An 18,096-nucleotide genomic window follows, 5' to 3' on the forward strand; every position below is an offset into this window, starting at 1 on the left:
TATCTCCGTGTTCGATTGGCATTTCACCCCTACCCACACCTCATCCCCGCACTTTTCAACGTGCGTGGGTTCGAGCCTCCATTCAGTGTTACCTGAACTTCACCCTGGACATGGGTAGATCACACGGTTTCGGGTCTACGACCACGTACTATGTCGCCCTATTCAGACTCGCTTTCGCTGCGGCTCCGTCTTATCAACTTAACCTTGCACGGGATCGTAACTCGCCGGTTCATTCTACAAAAGGCACGCCGTCACCCGTTAATGGGCTCCGACTACTTGTAGGCACACGGTTTCAGGATCTATTTCACTCCCCTTCCGGGGTGCTTTTCACCTTTCCCTCACGGTACTGGTTCACTATCGGTCACTAGGGAGTATTTAGCCTTGGGAGATGGTCCTCCCGGATTCCGACGGGGTTTCACGTGTCCCGCCGTACTCAGGATCCACTCAGGAGAGAACGAAGTTTCAGCTACAGGGCTGTTACCTTCTTTGGCTGGCCTTTCCAGACCGCTTCACCTACTTCGTTCCTTTGTAACTCCATGTAGAGTGTCCTACAACCCCAGAGGGCAAGCCCTCTGGTTTGGGCTGATTCCGTTTCGCTCGCCGCTACTCAGGAAATCGCATTTGCTTTCTCTTCCTCCGGGTACTTAGATGTTTCAGTTCCCCGGGTCTGCCTTCTCATACCCTATGTATTCAGATATGGATACCATCCCATTACGGATGGTGGGTTCCCCCATTCGGAAATCCCCGGATCAATGCTTACTTACAGCTCCCCGAGGCATATCGGTGTTCGTCCCGTCCTTCTTCGGCTCCTAGTGCCAAGGCATCCACCGTGCGCCCTTTCTAGCTTAACCTTATATGATGTTTACACATCAAAGATTCTTGCTTGGCGCAGATTGTTAAATCTGCCTTGCATATTGTTTGGATGTCGATATCTAGTTTTCAAAGAACATAGAAAATAACCTTTTCAGAATGAATCATAAAAAGTGTTATTTAGTTGAGAGTTAGTTCTCTCAAAACTGAACAAAAGAAGAATAGGTGTACTTACGAAACAGTCGAAGCTGTTTCATAATCTCCATAGAAAGGAGGTGATCCAGCCGCACCTTCCGATACGGCTACCTTGTTACGACTTCACCCCAATCATCTGTCCCACCTTCGGCGGCTGGCTCCCAAAGGGTTACCCCACCGACTTCGGGTGTTACAAACTCTCGTGGTGTGACGGGCGGTGTGTACAAGGCCCGGGAACGTATTCACCGCGGCATGCTGATCCGCGATTACTAGCAATTCCGGCTTCATGTAGGCGAGTTGCAGCCTACAATCCGAACTGAGAATGACTTTTTGGGATTGGCTTGGCCTCGCGGCTTCGCAACCCTTTGTATCATCCATTGTAGCACGTGTGTAGCCCAGGTCATAAGGGGCATGATGATTTGACGTCATCCCCACCTTCCTCCGGTTTGTCACCGGCAGTCACCTTAGAGTGCCCAACTGAATGCTGGCAACTAAGGTCAAGGGTTGCGCTCGTTGCGGGACTTAACCCAACATCTCACGACACGAGCTGACGACAACCATGCACCACCTGTCACTTTGTCCCCCGAAGGGGAAAGCTCTATCTCTAGAGTGGTCAAAGGATGTCAAGACCTGGTAAGGTTCTTCGCGTTGCTTCGAATTAAACCACATGCTCCACTGCTTGTGCGGGCCCCCGTCAATTCCTTTGAGTTTCAACCTTGCGGTCGTACTCCCCAGGCGGAGTGCTTAATGTGTTAACTTCAGCACTGAGGGTGGAACCCCCAACACCTAGCACTCATCGTTTACGGCGTGGACTACCAGGGTATCTAATCCTGTTTGCTCCCCACGCTTTCGCGCCTCAGCGTCAGTTACAGGCCAAAAAGCCGCCTTCGCCACTGGTGTTCCTCCACATCTCTACGCATTTCACCGCTACACGTGGAATTCCACTTTTCTCTCCTGCACTCAAGTCTCCCAGTTTCCAATGACCCTCCACGGTTGAGCCGTGGGCTTTCACATCAGACTTAAGAGACCGCCTGCGCGCGCTTTACGCCCAATAATTCCGGATAACGCTTGCCACCTACGTATTACCGCGGCTGCTGGCACGTAGTTAGCCGTGGCTTTCTGGTTAGGTACCGTCAAGGTACGAGCAGTTACTCTCGTACTTGTTCTTCTCTAACAACAGAGCTTTACGACCCGAAGGCCTTCATCGCTCACGCGGCGTTGCTCGGTCAGGCTTTCGCCCATTGCCGAAGATTCCCTACTGCTGCCTCCCGTAGGAGTCTGGGCCGTGTCTCAGTCCCAGTGTGGCCGATCACCCTCTCAGGTCGGCTACGCATCGTCGCCTTGGTGAGCCGTTACCTCACCAACTAGCTAATGCGCCGCGGGCTCATCTGTAAGTGTCAGCCGAAACCGACTTTCAAAAAAGAAACATGCGTTTCTTCTTATTATCCGGTATTAGCCCCGGTTTCCCGGAGTTATCCCCGTCTTACAGGCAGATTACCCACGTGTTACTCACCCGTCCGCCGCTAAATCAGAGGAGCAAGCTCCTCTTCATTCGCTCGACTTGCATGTATTAGGCACGCCGCCAGCGTTCATCCTGAGCCAGGATCAAACTCTCCATAAAAGTGTTTGTCTTGCTCGTTTTTAAAACTGACGGAATTAATTTAATTCCTTACCTATTTCTTTTGTTCAGTTTTCAAAGAACTTTTTGGCTTGTCTTTTTTCGAGACAGCTTTATCATCTTACCGAATCAATGTTATAAAGTCAAGCTCTTTTTTAAAATCTTTTTTTGATCATTTTTACGATCATATGGTGGGCCTAAATGGACTCGAACCATCGACCTCACGCTTATCAGGCGTGCGCTCTAACCAGCTGAGCTATAGGCCCGTAAAAAATTGGAGCGGGTGATGAGAATCGAACTCACGACCAGAGCTTGGAAGGCTCTTGTTTTACCACTAAACTACACCCGCATAAAGAATGGTCGGGAAGACAGGATTTGAACCTGCGACCCCCTGGTCCCAAACCAGGTGCTCTACCAAGCTGAGCCACTTCCCGAAATATGGCGCGCCCTGAGAGATTCGAACTCCCGACCTTTTGATTCGTAGTCAAACACTCTATCCAGCTGAGCTAAGGGCGCCTATTCAATGCATTATATGTTATTTGTAAAAGTTGGTGCGGTCGAGAGGACTCGAACCTCCACGGGGATACCCCCACTAGCCCCTCAAGCTAGCGCGTCTGCCATTCCGCCACGACCGCGCGGCTAGATGCCAGCGCATGAGCACTGCAACTTATTGAGAAAATTAATATGGTGCGGGTGAAGGGACTCGAACCCCCACGTCAAAGACACTAGATCCTAAGTCTAGCGCGTCTGCCAATTCCGCCACACCCGCATATTAATTTGAAAATGGTGAGCCATGAAGGACTCGAACCTTCGACCCTCTGATTAAAAGTCAGATGCTCTACCGACTGAGCTAATGGCTCTTACTGTTAATAAGGTTTAGTGTTTGTATCTTAAACACTCATCTTAAAAATAAAAAATGGCTGGGCTAGCTGGATTCGAACCAACGCATGTCGCAGTCAAAGTGCGATGCCTTACCGCTTGGCTATAGCCCAACACCTTAGAAATAATGGCGGACCCGACCGGGGTCGAACCGGCGATCTCCTGCGTGACAGGCAGGCATGTTAACCACTACACCACGAGTCCATCAATCTATAGGTATTGCTTTTATGAAAGTATATGGTGACCCGTACGGGATTCGAACCCGTGTTACCGCCGTGAAAGGGCGGTGTCTTAACCGCTTGACCAACGGGCCAGATGGCAGAGAAGAAGGGATTCGAACCCTCGCACCGCGTTAGCGATCTACTCCCTTAGCAGGGGAGCCCCTTGAGCCACTTGGGTACTTCTCTGTATGGCTCCACAGGTAGGACTCGAACCTACGACCGATCGGTTAACAGCCGATAGCTCTACCACTGAGCTACTGTGGAATGTCTTTTAAGGACAATTAATATCATAATTGTTTCAGCGTCAGATGTCAACCCGTTTTCGAAGTTTTTTTCTGAGCCGTTATCGCTTTAGCTACCTTGTTAAGAAAGCTATGTAAAAGGTATGTCTAACAGCGACTTTATTAAATTACCACATACCTATAATCGAAGTCAACACCCTATTTTAAAGAAACCTGTTTTAATTTTCCTCGGCACTTTCCGCATACATACTTTTTCGTGTCAATTCTTCTCTTTCTTTTATAGGACTGCATACAGTCTGCGCAGATATAGTGATATTTATAACTCTCTGTTCTTCTTTTTTCAGGTATGGACTGACAGAAGCGAGAGCCGCCTACTTTATTTAGCCAATACTTAAAATCGTAATCACCATGCTTATACCCTTTACCTTCAATATGCATATGGTAGTGCACAAGCTCATGTTTAATGACCCCAATCAATTCGTCCATGCCGAATGCCTCGTAAAGATGCGGGTTCATTTCTATGTCATGAGATCTTAAAAGATATCGTCCTCCTGTTGTTCGCAGCCTTTTATTAAATCTGGCTCTGTGCCGAAACGGTTTATCGAAGAACTGAAGAGAAATTTCCTCGGTAAGTTTTTGTAATTCCACGTCAGTCATGGTCAAGCTCCTTACATTTCAAGTTCACATCAACAAGCTTCTATACATAGACTAATACACAAATAACGGATTGGGAAGTTCAAGGAGGTTCTCTATATGCCAACATGGTTTAAAAGACAGCTCCGTCGTGCTTATTATCAAAAAGATCGTTACCAAATCCGCTTACTTAATCAGTGCTGGTTCTTTTATAACAAAAAACACTCCTCCAGTGAAGAGTAATTTACTGGAGAAGTGCTTTATCTTGTTGATGTTTTTTCGGTAGTTGTTTTATTTAGGAGCAATCATCGTTAAGGCGATTCGTTGTTTAGCTACATCTACAGAATCTACCCATACGGTTACGACTTGTCCTACACTTACAACATCCATTGGGTTCTTTATGAAACGATTTGTTAATTTCGAGATATGCACAAGCCCATCTTGTTTTACACCAATATCTACAAATGCTCCGAAATCAACGACGTTGCGAACGGTTCCTTGCAGTTCCATCCCTTGAGATAGGTCTTCCATTTTAAGAACATCTGTTTTAAGCACTGGCCCTGAAAAAGCATCACGCGGATCTCTTCCTGGTTTAGTAAGACCCTCAATAATATCTTTTAAAGTCGGTACACCAATATCCAATTTTTCAGATGTGGCATCAAGCGATATGTTATTTAATTTTTCCGCCAGAGCTTCTGAACCTATATCAGCAGGAGTAAATCCGAGTTCTTTTAACAATGCTTTCGTCGCTGGATAGCTTTCTGGGTGAATGCCGGTTTGATCAAGAGGCTGATTTCCATCAACCACTCGCAGAAACCCGATACATTGCTCATACGTTTTCGCACCGAGTCGCGGAATCTTCTTAAGTTCTGTTCTGTTTTTGAATTTCCCGACTTCATTTCGTTTTACGATAATGTTCTGTGCGACTGTTTTGGACAACCCCGAAACATATTGAAGCAATGAAGAAGAAGCTGTGTTTACGTTAACCCCTACTTGGTTAACGGCAGTCTCCACCACAAATGAAATTTCTTCCCCAAGTCTTCTTTGGGAAACATCGTGCTGATACTGGCCAACTCCGATAGACTTCGGGTCGATTTTCACAAGTTCTGCTAACGGATCTTGAAGTCTTCGTGCGATAGATACAGCACTTCTTTCTTCCACTTGAAGGTCAGGGAATTCTTCACGCGCTACACTTGAGGCCGAATAAACACTCGCACCCGCTTCGTTTACAATGACATAGGCCACTGATTTTTCGAGGTCTTTTAACGTTTCAGCAATAAACTGTTCTGTTTCGCGTGATGCGGTTCCATTTCCAATCGCAGCAATTTCAATGTCGTATTGATCGATCAACTTTTTCACAACAACAGCAGATTTTTCTACCTCTGATCGCGGCGGTGTTGGATAAATGGTTTGAATATGCAAGACTTTTCCCGTTTCATCCACTACACCTAGCTTGCATCCTGTTCGGTATGCAGGGTCGACACCAAGAACAACTTTCCCTTTCAACGGAGCCTGCAATAAAAGGCTTCTTACGTTTTCAGAAAAATATGAATCGCGCGTTCTTCCGCTTGCTCAGTTAGAGCGGTTCGGATTTCACGTTCAATAGAAGGAGAAATTAATCGTTTATATGCGTCTTCCATCGCTTCGCGTATATAAGCTGCCGCTGGCGAGCTGGAACGCTTGATCGTTTTTCTCTCCATCTTAGAAAGAATTAATTCTGATGGAGTTACGATACTTACTCTCAAAATATTTTCTTTCTCGCCGCGGTTAACCGCCAAAACACGATGTGGAACGATTTTTCGGATCGGTTCTTGGTATTCGTAATACATTTCGAATACTTTTTTCTCATCATTTTCGGTATTCTTGCCATCTGTTTTGATCTCGCCTTTAGTAAATGTATCTTCGCGGATCCATTTTCGCATATCCGCGTCATCAGACAGCATTTCAGCAATGATATCTTTTGCCCCTGTTAGACTATCTTCAGCTGAAAGCACTTCTTTTTTCGTTTATGTATGCCGCAGCTTTTGTTAGTGGATCATCATTGTTTTGTTCCAACAGCCAATGTGCTAGTGGCTCAAGTCCTTTTTCTTTGGCTACCGTTGCCTTAGTTCTTCTTTTTTGTTTATAAGGACGGTAGATATCTTCTAAATCTTGCAGCTTTTGAGCTTTCGAAATAGAAGCTGTTAATTCTTCAGTAAGTTTTCCTTGTTCATCGATAAGACGAATGATTTCTTCTTTTCGAGTCGCTAAGTTTTGCAAGTACGTCCAACGATCCATGATGTCTTTGATCTGCACTTCATCCAGACCGCCCGTTAATTCTTTTCGGTAACGTGCGATGAACGGGACCGTATTTCCTTCTTCTAAAAGAGCAATAACCTGATTAATTTGTTTGCCTTTTACATTTAGTTCTTGTTCCATTGTACGTAATGCTTGTTCACTAATAGGTTGTCCCAATAAGAACACTCCTTTTTCAATCAATTACTACTATTATAAACCAATGAAGTTGCTCCGTAAAAAAGTGAAGGCTTCTTTTTCGTATCCAACGATGCTTTTGGAAGTGGTTGATTTCCGCTCCAGATGCTCGCTTTCCACGGGGCGTGCGGTGAGCCTCCTGCCGCTTTGCGCCATTAGGAGTCTCCACCTGACCGCTCGTCCCGTAGGAGTCTCGCAACTTGCACTTCAATCAACTTGCAAATGAAGAGTGAAAAAGATTCAAAAACAAAAAACACCATCCTAAAATCTTGATAAGGATGATGTTTAGCTAACTAATATTTACTTGGCCTACGATGCATGTAGCATCGTCGTTAATATCTTGTGGCAATCCACTTATAAAAATGACAGACTCTTTTGGAGAAATCATTTTCGTTAAGAGTGATCGACTTTGTGTATGAATATCCATGCCATCAGAATAAAGCATTAATGTTAACTCTTTTTCAAACTTGAAATCCTGTACTTTAAATCGCTCAGGCTTCCCTACTAGAAAACCTGCCTTCGTTAAAGGGTGTATGGCTCTTTGTCTTTCAGCAGAGATCATAAAACGGATGTTACCTACACCTGAATAAGTGGCTGTTTGATTTTTGTAATCGACTTTAACAATTGCGATTACAGCACCTCGAGTATGTCTTAACCCCTCGTTACAAAGATGCATCAGCTGTTCCACTGATTCATGATGATGCTGATCAATTATGTCAGTAGCAGCTCCTGAAGCTTCTTTCGCCATTTTGCCGCTTCCTAAACCATCTGCAACCGCGCAAATCAAATAATCTTCCGTTTCTTTCACATAAAAACTATCTCCGCAAAGATCATTTCCCTTTTTAGGTTTCTGGTAAGAGGAAACAGATGCTCTGCTAAATTGATAGTGTTCGATCATCTAAGCGCCTCCGAGGGTGATACTCGCAACGCTTCTTTTAGTTTTTCTAACGCTCTTCTTTGCAATCGGGAAACATGCATTTGGGATATGTCCAGACGTTCCCCTGTTTCCTTTTGGCTTAAGTTTTCAAAATACGTACACTGCAGGATTTCACGTTCACGTTCAGAAAGAACAGCAAATGCTTTCTCCAAAAGTAGCCTTTTATCGATTTGATCGAAACCATCATCATTGGATCCAACTAAATCGAGAAGTGTAACCGTACTACCCTCTTGGTCCGCTTCAATAGAACTATCCACGGATAGAGCTTGATAACTTTTACCCATTTCCATCGTCTCTAGAACTTCTTCTTCTGAAACTTCCAGAAACTCAGCAATTTCAAAGATTTTAGGTGACCTTTGCAAGCGAGTCGTTAATTCTTCAACGGCTTTCTTGATTCTCGGACCTAGTTCTTTAATACGGCGCGGTACATGCACACTCCATGTTTTATCACGAATAAAACGTTTGATTTCTCCAACAATTGTTGGAACGGCAAATGATTCAAAAGATCTGCCAAACGTTTTGTCGTATCTTCTAAAAGCAGCAAGCAGTCCGATCATACCTACTTGAACTAAATCATCATGGATGCTTTTCCCTTTAGAAAACTTTCGTGCAAGAGAATGTACTAAGTCTTGATACTGCAATACAAGATTTGTTTGAATTTCTTCGTTTTTTGGATCTTGCTGTAATTCATCAATCCATGCATAGACCTGTTCTTTACTGTGAAGGCGCTGGTGAGATTCTGTCGACATGTTCCTCCACCTCATCTCTGTGAAGATACTTTGTCATCATTACAACGACACCGGCTTCACTGCTTATTTCTACCTTGTCCATTAGTGTATCTATCAGAAAGAGGCCTAAACCTCCCTCATGCAGTTGATCAACTGATTTACCATCTACAGGGCCAAGATCTTTAGAGATAGATTCAACGTCGAAACTCTTTCCTTGATCGACAACCGTAATTTCCATGCGGTCATCATGTATATTGCAGCCAATGCGAACTTGGCCTTGATCTCCTTCTGTGTAAGCATGATTTACAACATTCGTTACAGCTTCTGAAACAGCAATCTTAATATCTTCAATTTCATCAAACGCAAAACCCATGCGGTTTGCCAGACCAGATATCGTTAATCTGACTACTCCCACATAATCCGGCTTTGCCGGAACGTTCATTTCAATATAGTCGGACGCTGTTCTCATAGCGCCTCCCCCTTTACTCCGCTTTCGATGTCCATTACCTCAGTTAAACCGGTAATTTCAAAGATACGTTTAACGCGTTCTGTCATGCCTCTTAGCTTTAATGAGCTATTGTGGGCTTTAGAAGACTTTAAAGCTCCTACAAAAATACCCAATCCCGTGCTGTCCATATATTCTATACCAGAAAGGTCGACGATTACGATGTTCCCTTCTTTTTCAGTTAACGGAAGCATGACTTCTTTAAGTTTCGGAGCCGTATATGCGTCTACTTCCCCAGTAAGATTTAATTCATATGTTTCATTTATTTGGCCTTGATTAATTTGCAAATTCATTTGTTTTTCCCCCCAAGCTTTGTATGGAACCATAAGGTACCTTTACCCTAATTGAACACTGTTTAAACCAGTCTTTTTAAAATAATTAAAGTAAAATCATCTCTGAGCTCGAACCCTTGAAGCCGATCCAACTCCTGAAATACATTCTCAACAATTTTTTGAGAGGGTAGATCCATATATTTACGAATGAGAGAAACAATTTCTTCTCTTTCAATAAATCCTTTGCTTGTCCTGCACTCGGTCACTCCATCTGAGAGCAAGATGACCATATCTCCAACTTCTATCTCCTTTTCATACGGATGATAGGTTGTTGTGCGAGAAACCCCCAGAACAAGGCCTTTAGCAATAAGATCGTGGAACTTATCTTCTTTTGCATGATAAATAAATCCTGGTTCATGACCGGCACCTGCATAGAAGAACTTATGGCTTTCCGGTTCATATACACCATGGAACATTGTAATGAACATGTTGCTATGAACATTTTGTTCAACAACACGGTTTAAGTTTTCCAGCAGGAGATGAGGTTTCATCTGTTCTTCTGGCAGGCTGTCCATCGCGTATTTAATCATAGACATACAGAGTGCAGCGGGTATGCCTTTACCGATAATGTCAGCTACAGCGACACTAAGACTATTGCCGCTTTTAACAAAATTATAATAATCGCCATTCATTTTTTTAGCAGGAACGCTTACAACGCCTATGTCCAACTCGTTAAAGTCAGGTACATCGCTAAGCAGCAATGTTTGCTGCATGCTTGCGGCAACTTCAATTTCTGATTCCAGCTGTTGCTGTTTATCCCGCAGACTTTGGTGTTCGCGGTAAGCAAAGCCATAACCAATCATAGATTCAAGCAGAAAGTCAAAAGAATCTCTCATCTCTTCTGACATATCCGGGAAAAGCTCGTCCATTACTTGAATGTGCAAGCTCACTAAATCTTCAGGTGAAATCTGCTGCTCCAATAGTTTCCGGCTAAATTGCTGGGCTTTATAGAGTGTCGTCTCGGTTTTGGCTTTTAGATAGACTGATAATAAATCTTGGTAACGTTCCGTTAGTGCGTCCTTTGCAGTCAAGAGCTCTCCTCCTAACGAAGCCATTTAGTAGCAGATATCTCCGTTCCCACGTCAACCGTGGATTCAATAGAGAATTCATCCATTAAACGCTTCACACCTGGCAATCCAGCTCCTAATCCGCCGGAAGTTGTATAGCCGTCTTCCATAACTTTTCGGATTTCTCGGATTCCAGGACCATTATCTAAGGCTACGATTCGCAGTCCTTTTTTCCTAATTGATCGATTGGTTCAATGCAAATCTTTCCTCGGCCGGCATACAAATAAATATTACGGGCGAGTTCGGAAATCGCTGTTGTTATTCTGGCTTGATCAACATTTCCGAAACCAAGCTCTTTAGCCATGTTTCTTCCAAGTTGACGGGCACTTACGATGTCCCATTCATTGCGTACTTCCACACAGGATTGGATGTCCATAATCATCCCTCCAGTTCCAGACGCAATTTATCAAGCCCCTGTTCTAAGTCAAGTGCTGTCGAAACTTCCCTCATTGAAATTCCAAGGTCAATTAAAGTAATAGCAACCGCAGGCTGTATTCCTGTTAATACAACTTGAGCTCCCATCAACTTTGACATCCTCACGACATCTCCAAGAACTTTTGCTATGAAGGAGTCAATCATGTCTACTGACGTTAAGTCAATAACAACACCCTTTGCCCCTGTATCGTGAATTTTGTTAAGCAAATCCTCTTGAAATTGAAGGGCTGTTTGATCGTCCATTTCTACTTGAATAGTGATCAATAAATATTCGTGCAATTTTAAAATAGGAATCCTCATTTTTTCCCCTCACTCCCTATTTATTGCTAATCAACTGCTGATTTGTGATCTCCAATGCATTTTCCATGCCTTTTTGAAGAGTGCTCTTCGTAGGGAATAGACTTAAATCGATACCCAGGCTTACAATGGTCTGTGCAATTTCAGGACGTATTCCTACTAGGATACATGTTGATCCTAATAAACGCACAGCATCAGCTGCTTGAATAATATGATGGGCTACCATCGTATCTACGACTGGTACTCCTGTAATATCAATCAGCACAACTTCTGAGCGATATTTAATCACTCCATTTAAAAGGTTTTCCATGATCAGCTTCGCGCGTTCCGTATCGATTGAACCAATCAGAGGCATGACGCTGATGTTTTTGAAAACCGGGATAAGCGGAGCGGAAAGTTCTAATAATGCTGTCTTTTGAACAGAAACGGTTCTTTCCCAAATCTGAGATGAGTTTTCTATCACTCGGTTAAGAATAGGATCTAACCATCTGTCGATTTCTCGGTATACCGACGCAAGCTTTTCGGTATCCATTTCCGTCTCTACTAAAAAATTAACGATAACACGGCGTGCAGCTTGAAGCCCTTGCGTTAAATAGCTTAAAGGTAAGCCCGTATGAAGCACTTGATCAAAAAACTCATCAAGTGTTCCATCTTTAGATATATCGTGGTAATTAATATGTTTAATTAACAGTTCAAAAAACTGCTGGTCAGTCCCATCACTAAATTTAAGTGCAGTCCCAGCTAGTTCCTTTTCTTTAAAGAGATTGACTTCTTTTAGCCAATTATTTTTTAGGGTCTCTTGATTCTCATTGACCATCTGTACAATCAAGTTGTCCAATTTATCTTGCACCCCCACTACATTTAGTCTCAATTTCTATTATTTCACTTATGAATATATTGTGCAATGTTTACTCTTTTTCTAACTTTGGATATATAACCCAAGATGCCAGTCGTTAAACATGTATTTTTTTCCAGTTACGAATTGATCGTTTTAGATCAGCTTCGATTGTTTGAAAGTGGTTGATTTCCGTTACAGATACTCGCTTTCCGCGGGGCAGGCGGTGAGCCACATTCGTACGTTTCACTCTTAAGTGTCTCACCTGCCCGCCTGTCCCGCAGGAGTCTCGCATCTTTCACTCCAATCAACTTGTCAGGAAAGTGAAATAACTAAATGATTATATAAGAACCTTTATAAATGAAAGCACTATCTCAAGCTGCAATTTTCAAATTACAGTAGATAAAATAAAAAACCGCCAGACATTCTGTCAGACAGTTTCCTAAATTGTGTTATAAAATTTAAAGATTTAAAAATCAACCAGACCTGTGCTGATCTGCAATGCGTCGTCTACCCTGCGCATCATGTCTTCATCCAGTTGTGTGATTTTATCTGTTAGTCTTTGCTTGTCAATCGTCCTGATCTGTTCAAGCAAAATAACTGAATCCCGTTCAAAGCCGTATTTTTTAGAATCTATTTCAACGTGTGTTGGTAGTTTTGCTTTCTGAATTTGGGCTGTGATTGCAGCAACTATTACAGTAGGGCTAAAACGGTTTCCGATATCGTTCTGGATTATCAGTACAGGGCGAATTCCGCCTTGTTCTGAACCAACTACCGGTGAAAGATCTGCAAAGTAAACGTCTCCGCGTTTGACTATCAAGGACTACACCCCGCTAACTAAGCGGTCCAAGGTATGATCGGCTTCCTCCTCTAACATAAATGCTTCTGAGGCAATCGTTAGATTGATCTTAGCCATTTCCATGTAACCTTGTCTCATCTCATCACGAAACTGACGCTTATTCTTCCGCTCACGAAGAAACATCTCAGTAGCTTGATGGATAAATTCGCTGCGGTCCAAATTTTCTTTTTTAATGACACGATCTACCTCACTCAATAATTTCTGAGGAAGACTAATCACAATTCGTTTTGTGTTCAATTCGGACACAACATACACCTCCAGCGCAAAGCTATACTACGATCAAATTCCTTTTAACCACATATAATCTTATCACTTCAATATTCCATTTGCAAAGCGATTTCAAAGTATTTATTCTACAAATTTTTTAATAGTCCTTCTAATATTCTGCTAAAAATTTAGAATTACATTCATATTTTCTGAAATTCGACCATTTTTCACATAAACTCTCGGCACTCGAGCAGAAATGAGACACGGTATTTCATAATTTATCGTTTTTGCTACACCCGCTACCTCATCCATCTCGATTCTCTCATCTTTTTGACTACCTATTAATGTAGCAAGTTCACCAACATCCATTCTTTCTGGCAGCCTTACGACGCACTGATCCATACAGATTCGTCCAATTATCGGCATTCGCTCGCCCTTAATCAGCACAAATGCACCTGGTGAAAGTCTTCTTTGCCACCCATCAGCATAACCGATCGGAAGGGTGCCTACCCACTCTTCTTCTTTTGCTGTATAAGTAGCTCCATAACTTACAGTATCTCCAGGCATCAATTTTTTAACATGAATGAGCTGTGAATGAAGGCTGAATGCCTCTTGTAATGGAAATGGCAAGTTTTCCTTTAACTCTCCAGAAGGCGCCAACCCATACATGCTGATTCCAAGACGCACGAGATTAAAAGGGCCCTCTACTTTCCGCAAAGCTGCAGCGCTATTGGCACTATGAATGAGTGCTGGCTTCATTCCCCACTTCTGCAGCAAGTCTATATATTTAATGAACTTCTTTCTTTGTTCCTCAAAAAGATCTGATTCCCACTCATCTGCTGTCGCGAAATGCGTAAAAACACCGTCTAGATGAAACATCGCAGATTGCTTCGTATAATGAGAAATATCATGAAGCTCACTTTCTTCTTTTATACCTACACGGCCCATACCCGTATCAATCTTAAAATGGATATTCAATGGTTGGTTTGTACGCTTTATATGCGTTTCTGCGTCAACCAGCCATTCCTTCTGAAAGACCGTCACACTGATTTCATTTTCTGCCGCAAGATTAACATATTCAGGACGTATCCGGTTCATAACTAAAATCGGTGCAGTTATTCCTTGTTTTCGTAAAGCTATCGCTTCATCAAGAATAGCTACAGCGAGCCATTCTGCTCCTGACTCCAATGCTTCTCGTGCGATCTGATAAGCTCCATGTCCATATCCGTTCGCTTTTACAACAGCCATTATTTTTTGGTCAGGGAGATGTTTCTTAAATGATTTTATATTCTGGCTGATCTTATCCAAATCTATTTCAGCCCACGTATCTCGATAAAAATGTTGTTTATCCATATGAATGCCTCCCTGTTAATTCTTGATTGCTGCCTTCTATTTTACCCTCAAAGGTCGTTTTATGTAAGTAAAAACAGACTAGCATAATCGCCAGTCTGTTTCATATCGTACTATATTAATGTAGGAATTATTTAATTGCCTCTCCATAAACAGATCGGGCAATTGCCATTAACTCTTCTTGACCTAAATTATTGGAAGCAAGGAAGTAATCAACACCGTTATAATTCCAGGTGATCGACTGGTCTGTCATCGCTCCTACCGTAAATCCTAAATCAACTGGTTCGCCGTTAGACATCGTTAATCGCGACGCTGTTTCTACCGCTGTATTCTTTTGCTGCATCAATGTAAAAGATTTATTTTCTTCTGCATCTGCATAGTTTAATACCACTTTAGAGTCATCTTCATCTTGAACGACTTCTCGTTCGTTAACGATGTTTAAGTTAGCTGTGTATGTCGGATACAGCACTTCAAATTCCTCTCCAGCACCAGAAAAAGTAGGGATCTCGAACTGCGCACTAGACATATTGGATTCCATATCAAAAGAATTTTTATCAAACTTTGCGTTAAACTTAACTTTAGAGAAATCCAGTCTCACAAGCTCTTTTGGTCTTGATCCATGATGCGGACCTGTGTCGGATCTAAATCTTTGTTAAGTGTGATTTCTTGCTGATACAAGTTTTTGTTTTGATAATTTGTTTTTGTATGAAAAACATAGCTTTTCTCTTTTGACTTAAATCCTCTGTCCGTATCGTTTAAGATATCCGAAATAAGTGATTGGAACAAATACACCTGGCTATTGTTTTCTGGCCAATCGCTTTGGAAACGGAAGCTTTTATTAAGAGCTGGCGTTAGCACGAAAACTCCATCTTTATTGCGCAGAATCATCTGACTTTGATCTTTTTCAGCATTTTTTAAGCTGACACGGTAAAAATCTGGCTTCTTGTGCCAAATCTCTAAATCGTACGTCAGTGGCTTTTCACCTGTGCTTAACGTCATCTTGGCTTCAGCTTTGTAGCCTGTCATGGATTCCATTCTCTCTTCCAAAGAATCCAGAACATCACTCTGGCTTTGTTCACCGCATGCTGACAGAACCAGTAAGATCATGAACGCCGTCAAAATCATTGACAGTGTTTTCTTCATTTTTTGCCATCCCCTTTGTCCCAAAGTAATTTCGACATTGAAGGGGGACTAACTCTGCATCTTGCAAAGGACTACCCCTTCTACCGCATTACAATATATGAGACAACCCTGGACAATATGCAGACTAGCTTGACGAGCTTTCTAAAACCACTTGTGCTACCGCATATTCTTTCGTATGAGAAATAGATAAGTGGCATAAATAAGGATAAGGTGATGTCAAAAACGGTTTCCTTTTTCATCCGACTTAATCTCCATGTCATGCCATGAAAGTTCTGCACCAATACCCACTCCAAGCGCTTTTGCCATCGCTTCTTTCGCTGCAAATCTGCCAGCCAAGTATTCAAACCTTCTGTTTCCATTTAAAGCATGAAATCGTTTTTGTTCAAACGGCGTTAACACTCGCTCTGGAAAACGAGGCTGATGAGAAACAACCCGCTTTATTCTTGTTAATTCAATCATATCGATGCCTGTTCCAACAATCATTATAAAATGCTCCTCTGCAGCTATATCTTTCGCCCTAATTCCTTTCACATGGTAAACTGAGACTTAAGACGAATCGGTATGTAAACACTTCATTTAAGAAGGGTGATATTCTTACATGTTTATAAGAGATGAAAGCTTTCAAACCTTTATTAGGCGCTATCCAGTCGTAACTTTTTTAATCGCCGCACATATTATTGTGTTTCTACTTATTAATTTTACCCCTTTTAGCACGTCTTTGTATCATTTTATGGTCGGATCAAATTATTACATCTCTGCTGGAGAGTACTGGCGATTGTTCACACCTATCATTACGCATGAAGCTGCTGGTCATCTAATCTTTAACTCGTTCTCCCTCGTCTTGTTCGGACCTGCACTTGAAGGAATTTTAGGTAAAGTACGATTTATTATTGGATATGTAGGTGCTGGATTAATCGCAAACATCGCTACGCTTTTGTTGCTGCCACTTTCATACGCGCATATCGGTGCATCAGGCGCCATTTTTGGCTTATTCGGTATTTATGTATATATGCTTTATAATCACCGGCAGTATATTGATAGAGCGAATACACAAATTCTATTAGTTGTCCTTGGGATCAGCTTAGTCACTACTTTTTTAAATGCTCGGATTAATGTAATGGGTCATCTATTCGGTTTAATAGGAGGCGCTGCTCTTGCTCCTATAATATTTGCTTCCCTGCATCGAAAGAAAAACAGATGGTAAACGCACAAAAGCACCTCGTAGCGCCGAGGTGCTTTTCCTATTTTCCTATTTGGAGATGTTCAATCAGTACATCCTTTAATGAAGTTTCAAAATATACAGGCCAATTCACATCCAGCGAATTCAGCTGCCTAGCGTGTTTAGGCTTTACACCGATAATTTTAACTGGCTTTCCATTCATATAGTGAAGCATTCGAAATAGCTCGCTTAATTTCAGCACGCCACTCTCATCCATTTCGCCTGTTGCAGATAAATCAAAAAAGATTTCTTCAAACTGACCTTCATAGGCTGCTTTTAGGGCATTCCCTGTAACAGTGATCATCTTACTCTCTGTGATGTCTCCGAATAACGGAACAAATGCCATCTTTTCAGAAATCGGAATAAGTGGACCTGATAGTTCATCAAGACGTTTCATCGCTTCTTCTAAAGCTTCTTTTTCTCAAAAAGTTCAAAGTCCGTTGAAGATAGTCGCATTCTTAGTTCTAGCAGCTTTTCCTCAAGCCCCTGAACATGTTTGCCTGTCGGTATAAATACAACATGTGCAAACTCCTCTTCCCACGATATGAAGACGTCACATAGAAGAAAAGGCTGATCCTTAGTCTTTACATTGGCTTCAAATGTTTTTTCACCGCTAAAAGGCATCAAATATTTCATTAATTTGTTATGACTTTCTTCGTCAAAACAGTCTCGAATGGTTTCCACTTGCATACCGAACAGGACATTGGCTCTTGACGATTTGAGAAGAATAACGCCATCTTTATTTATTTTTACGTAAGGTACTGGCAATACACAGCTCATCTGTAGGCGTTAATCCTCTCTTCTATATACTCATCCAGCCATTTTTCTGCCTGTTGTAGATTTTTTATGATGATTCCTTGATTGTTTACATATGGATCTAGATCATACTTTTCCGTAAGTCTTCCACCTACTAAAATGACTGGTTTATTCGGAAGAGCTGACAGTGTACGAACATAGTTTTTAAGCACAGGCAAATTATATACAATGGATACTGAGAGTCCGATCACTTCTGGTTTCCACTGCAGAGCCGACTTAAGTGCATATTCTAGAGGCAGGCTTGCTCCGTAATATTTTGTTTCCCAGCCTTTTTCTTCAAAGATACTGTTAATCAT

General features: G+C 42.3%; 18 protein-coding genes, 12 tRNA genes, 2 rRNA genes and 4 pseudogenes (1 of these 36 only partly in view). 2 read left to right on the forward strand and 34 right to left on the reverse strand.

Features of this window, described 5'->3' with window-relative positions:
- From ACEWFH_RS00285 to ACEWFH_RS00355, 15 genes are all read right to left on the reverse strand, one after another.
- Positions 1–851, reverse strand: a 23S ribosomal RNA gene (locus tag ACEWFH_RS00285) (it extends 2,083 nt beyond the left edge of the window).
- Between the two features lie 227 nt (positions 852–1,078).
- A 16S ribosomal RNA gene (locus ACEWFH_RS00290) occupies positions 1,079–2,626 on the reverse strand.
- The 16S and 23S rRNA genes sit together here with 12 tRNA genes alongside, the layout of an rRNA operon.
- A gap of 186 nt (positions 2,627–2,812) precedes the next feature.
- Positions 2,813–2,889: transfer RNA gene (locus ACEWFH_RS00295), tRNA-Ile, on the reverse strand.
- A gap of 9 nt (positions 2,890–2,898) precedes the next feature.
- Positions 2,899–2,972: transfer RNA gene (locus tag ACEWFH_RS00300), tRNA-Gly, on the reverse strand.
- A gap of 8 nt (positions 2,973–2,980) precedes the next feature.
- Positions 2,981–3,057 (reverse strand) — tRNA-Pro (locus tag ACEWFH_RS00305).
- A 5-nt stretch (positions 3,058–3,062) separates the two neighbouring features.
- A tRNA-Arg gene (locus ACEWFH_RS00310) sits at positions 3,063–3,139 on the reverse strand.
- A gap of 33 nt (positions 3,140–3,172) precedes the next feature.
- Positions 3,173–3,258, reverse strand: a tRNA-Leu gene (locus ACEWFH_RS00315).
- 50 nt (positions 3,259–3,308) lie between these two features.
- Positions 3,309–3,392: transfer RNA gene (locus ACEWFH_RS00320), tRNA-Leu, on the reverse strand.
- A 15-nt stretch (positions 3,393–3,407) separates the two neighbouring features.
- Positions 3,408–3,483, reverse strand: a tRNA-Lys gene (locus ACEWFH_RS00325).
- A gap of 57 nt (positions 3,484–3,540) precedes the next feature.
- Positions 3,541–3,615, reverse strand: a tRNA-Gln gene (locus ACEWFH_RS00330).
- Between the two features lie 15 nt (positions 3,616–3,630).
- Positions 3,631–3,706 (reverse strand) — tRNA-Asp (locus tag ACEWFH_RS00335).
- Positions 3,707–3,740: 34 nt separating this feature from the next.
- Positions 3,741–3,815, reverse strand: a tRNA-Glu gene (locus ACEWFH_RS00340).
- 3 nt (positions 3,816–3,818) lie between these two features.
- A tRNA-Ser gene (locus tag ACEWFH_RS00345) sits at positions 3,819–3,909 on the reverse strand.
- A 3-nt stretch (positions 3,910–3,912) separates the two neighbouring features.
- Positions 3,913–3,987, reverse strand: a tRNA-Asn gene (locus ACEWFH_RS00350).
- Between the two features lie 176 nt (positions 3,988–4,163).
- A complete protein-coding gene (locus ACEWFH_RS00355) occupies positions 4,164–4,622 on the reverse strand; it encodes a SprT family protein (protein WP_473725731.1) in 459 nt (152 codons plus the stop codon).
- A gap of 96 nt (positions 4,623–4,718) precedes the next feature.
- Here ACEWFH_RS00355 and cmpA point away from each other — a divergent pair, with 96 nt between their 5' ends.
- Positions 4,719–4,841 carry a cortex morphogenetic protein CmpA gene (gene cmpA / locus ACEWFH_RS00360; RefSeq protein ID WP_137792088.1) on the forward strand — a complete coding sequence of 41 codons (123 nt, stop codon included), beginning with the start codon at positions 4,719–4,721 and terminating at the stop codon, positions 4,839–4,841.
- Between the two features lie 48 nt (positions 4,842–4,889).
- Here cmpA and ACEWFH_RS00365 read toward each other — a convergent pair.
- The 16 genes and pseudogenes from ACEWFH_RS00365 to acpS all read right to left on the reverse strand — a co-directional run bounded on the left by ACEWFH_RS00365 (position 4,890) and on the right by acpS (position 16,248).
- Positions 4,890–7,016: pseudogene (locus ACEWFH_RS00365) on the reverse strand (Tex family protein).
- Between the two features lie 52 nt (positions 7,017–7,068).
- Positions 7,069–7,269: a hypothetical protein gene (locus ACEWFH_RS00370; protein ID WP_473725732.1), complete on the reverse strand. Its 201-nt coding sequence runs from the start codon at positions 7,267–7,269 to the stop codon at positions 7,069–7,071.
- Positions 7,270–7,359: 90 nt separating this feature from the next.
- Positions 7,360–7,968, reverse strand: a complete 609-nt coding sequence (locus ACEWFH_RS00375) for a PP2C family serine/threonine-protein phosphatase (protein WP_473725733.1) — start codon at positions 7,966–7,968, stop codon at positions 7,360–7,362.
- Positions 7,965–8,756, reverse strand: a complete 792-nt coding sequence (sigB, locus tag ACEWFH_RS00380; RefSeq protein ID WP_473725734.1) for an RNA polymerase sigma factor SigB — start codon at positions 8,754–8,756, stop codon at positions 7,965–7,967. The genes ACEWFH_RS00375 and sigB overlap by 4 nt, the downstream gene beginning before the upstream one ends.
- Positions 8,722–9,204 (reverse strand): anti-sigma B factor RsbW, encoded by a 483-nt coding sequence (gene rsbW / locus ACEWFH_RS00385; RefSeq protein WP_473725735.1) that lies wholly within the window; start codon positions 9,202–9,204, stop codon positions 8,722–8,724. Before rsbW ends, sigB begins: the two co-directional genes overlap by 35 nt.
- Positions 9,201–9,533, reverse strand: a complete 333-nt coding sequence (locus tag ACEWFH_RS00390; RefSeq protein ID WP_473725736.1) for an STAS domain-containing protein — start codon at positions 9,531–9,533, stop codon at positions 9,201–9,203. Before ACEWFH_RS00390 ends, rsbW begins: the two co-directional genes overlap by 4 nt.
- Positions 9,534–9,595: 62 nt before the next feature.
- On the reverse strand, positions 9,596–10,603 hold the full coding sequence (locus ACEWFH_RS00395) for a PP2C family protein-serine/threonine phosphatase (protein WP_473725737.1): 1,008 nt from the start codon (positions 10,601–10,603) through the stop codon (positions 9,596–9,598).
- An 11-nt stretch (positions 10,604–10,614) separates the two neighbouring features.
- A pseudogene (locus ACEWFH_RS00400) lies at positions 10,615–11,015 on the reverse strand (anti-sigma regulatory factor).
- Between the two features lie 2 nt (positions 11,016–11,017).
- Positions 11,018–11,374, reverse strand: a complete 357-nt coding sequence (locus ACEWFH_RS00405; protein ID WP_066239455.1) for an STAS domain-containing protein — start codon at positions 11,372–11,374, stop codon at positions 11,018–11,020.
- 16 nt (positions 11,375–11,390) lie between these two features.
- Complete coding sequence (locus tag ACEWFH_RS00410; protein ID WP_473725738.1) at positions 11,391–12,209, reverse strand: STAS domain-containing protein; 819 nt, start codon at positions 12,207–12,209, stop codon at positions 11,391–11,393.
- A gap of 115 nt (positions 12,210–12,324) precedes the next feature.
- A complete protein-coding gene (locus tag ACEWFH_RS00415) occupies positions 12,325–12,501 on the reverse strand; it encodes a hypothetical protein (RefSeq protein WP_473725739.1) in 177 nt (58 codons plus the stop codon).
- Positions 12,502–12,675: 174 nt separating this feature from the next.
- Positions 12,676–13,026, reverse strand: coding sequence for a type II toxin-antitoxin system PemK/MazF family toxin (locus tag ACEWFH_RS00420; protein ID WP_066239453.1), 351 nt, complete (start codon positions 13,024–13,026; stop codon positions 12,676–12,678).
- Between the two features lie 3 nt (positions 13,027–13,029).
- On the reverse strand, positions 13,030–13,311 hold the full coding sequence (locus ACEWFH_RS00425) for a CopG family ribbon-helix-helix protein (protein ID WP_066239448.1): 282 nt from the start codon (positions 13,309–13,311) through the stop codon (positions 13,030–13,032).
- 141 nt (positions 13,312–13,452) lie between these two features.
- Positions 13,453–14,625, reverse strand: coding sequence for an alanine racemase (gene alr, locus ACEWFH_RS00430; RefSeq protein ID WP_473725740.1), 1,173 nt, complete (start codon positions 14,623–14,625; stop codon positions 13,453–13,455).
- A gap of 127 nt (positions 14,626–14,752) precedes the next feature.
- Positions 14,753–15,765 (reverse strand): annotated as a pseudogene (locus ACEWFH_RS00435) (LolA family protein).
- Between the two features lie 124 nt (positions 15,766–15,889).
- Positions 15,890–16,248 (reverse strand): annotated as a pseudogene (acpS, locus tag ACEWFH_RS00440) (holo-ACP synthase).
- Positions 16,249–16,363: 115 nt separating this feature from the next.
- Between acpS and ACEWFH_RS00445 the strand changes: the two are divergent.
- Complete coding sequence (locus ACEWFH_RS00445; protein ID WP_473725741.1) at positions 16,364–16,969, forward strand: rhomboid family intramembrane serine protease; 606 nt, start codon at positions 16,364–16,366, stop codon at positions 16,967–16,969.
- 37 nt (positions 16,970–17,006) lie between these two features.
- Here ACEWFH_RS00445 and ACEWFH_RS00450 read toward each other — a convergent pair whose 3' ends face one another.
- From ACEWFH_RS00450 to ACEWFH_RS00460, 3 genes are read right to left on the reverse strand one after another with little or no spacing between them, the layout of a single operon-like run.
- On the reverse strand, positions 17,007–17,381 hold the full coding sequence (locus ACEWFH_RS00450; protein WP_473725742.1) for an STAS domain-containing protein: 375 nt from the start codon (positions 17,379–17,381) through the stop codon (positions 17,007–17,009).
- A gap of 8 nt (positions 17,382–17,389) precedes the next feature.
- A complete protein-coding gene (locus ACEWFH_RS00455) occupies positions 17,390–17,764 on the reverse strand; it encodes a PAS domain-containing protein (protein WP_473725743.1) in 375 nt (124 codons plus the stop codon).
- Positions 17,761–18,096, reverse strand: a complete 336-nt coding sequence (locus ACEWFH_RS00460) for a cobalamin-dependent protein (protein ID WP_473725744.1) — start codon at positions 18,094–18,096, stop codon at positions 17,761–17,763. Before ACEWFH_RS00460 ends, ACEWFH_RS00455 begins: the two co-directional genes overlap by 4 nt.

The organism is Fictibacillus sp. EA-CB0309 (assembly GCF_055814265.1).

Bases quoted from the DNA above. Each gene is read 5' to 3' on its own strand.
- cmpA (WP_137792088.1), top strand. From the start codon at position 4,719: ATGCCAACATGGTTTAAAAGACAGCTCCGTCGTGCTTATTATCAAAAA.
- ACEWFH_RS00375 (WP_473725733.1), bottom strand. From the start codon at position 7,968: ATGATCGAACACTATCAATTTAGCAGAGCATCTGTTTCCTCTTACCAG.
- alr (WP_473725740.1), bottom strand. From the start codon at position 14,625: ATGGATAAACAACATTTTTATCGAGATACGTGGGCTGAAATAGATTTG.
- ACEWFH_RS00445 (WP_473725741.1), top strand. From the start codon at position 16,364: ATGTTTATAAGAGATGAAAGCTTTCAAACCTTTATTAGGCGCTATCCA.
- sigB (WP_473725734.1), bottom strand. From the start codon at position 8,756: ATGTCGACAGAATCTCACCAGCGCCTTCACAGTAAAGAACAGGTCTAT.
- ACEWFH_RS00455 (WP_473725743.1), bottom strand. From the start codon at position 17,764: ATGAGCTGTGTATTGCCAGTACCTTACGTAAAAATAAATAAAGATGGC.
- ACEWFH_RS00390 (WP_473725736.1), bottom strand. From the start codon at position 9,533: ATGAATTTGCAAATTAATCAAGGCCAAATAAATGAAACATATGAATTA.
- ACEWFH_RS00355 (WP_473725731.1), bottom strand. From the start codon at position 4,622: ATGACTGACGTGGAATTACAAAAACTTACCGAGGAAATTTCTCTTCAG.
- ACEWFH_RS00460 (WP_473725744.1), bottom strand. From the start codon at position 18,096: ATGATTAACAGTATCTTTGAAGAAAAAGGCTGGGAAACAAAATATTAC.
- ACEWFH_RS00450 (WP_473725742.1), bottom strand. From the start codon at position 17,381: ATGAAACGTCTTGATGAACTATCAGGTCCACTTATTCCGATTTCTGAA.
- rsbW (WP_473725735.1), bottom strand. From the start codon at position 9,204: ATGAGAACAGCGTCCGACTATATTGAAATGAACGTTCCGGCAAAGCCG.
- ACEWFH_RS00415 (WP_473725739.1), bottom strand. From the start codon at position 12,501: ATGCGAGACTCCTGCGGGACAGGCGGGCAGGTGAGACACTTAAGAGTG.
- ACEWFH_RS00405 (WP_066239455.1), bottom strand. From the start codon at position 11,374: ATGAGGATTCCTATTTTAAAATTGCACGAATATTTATTGATCACTATT.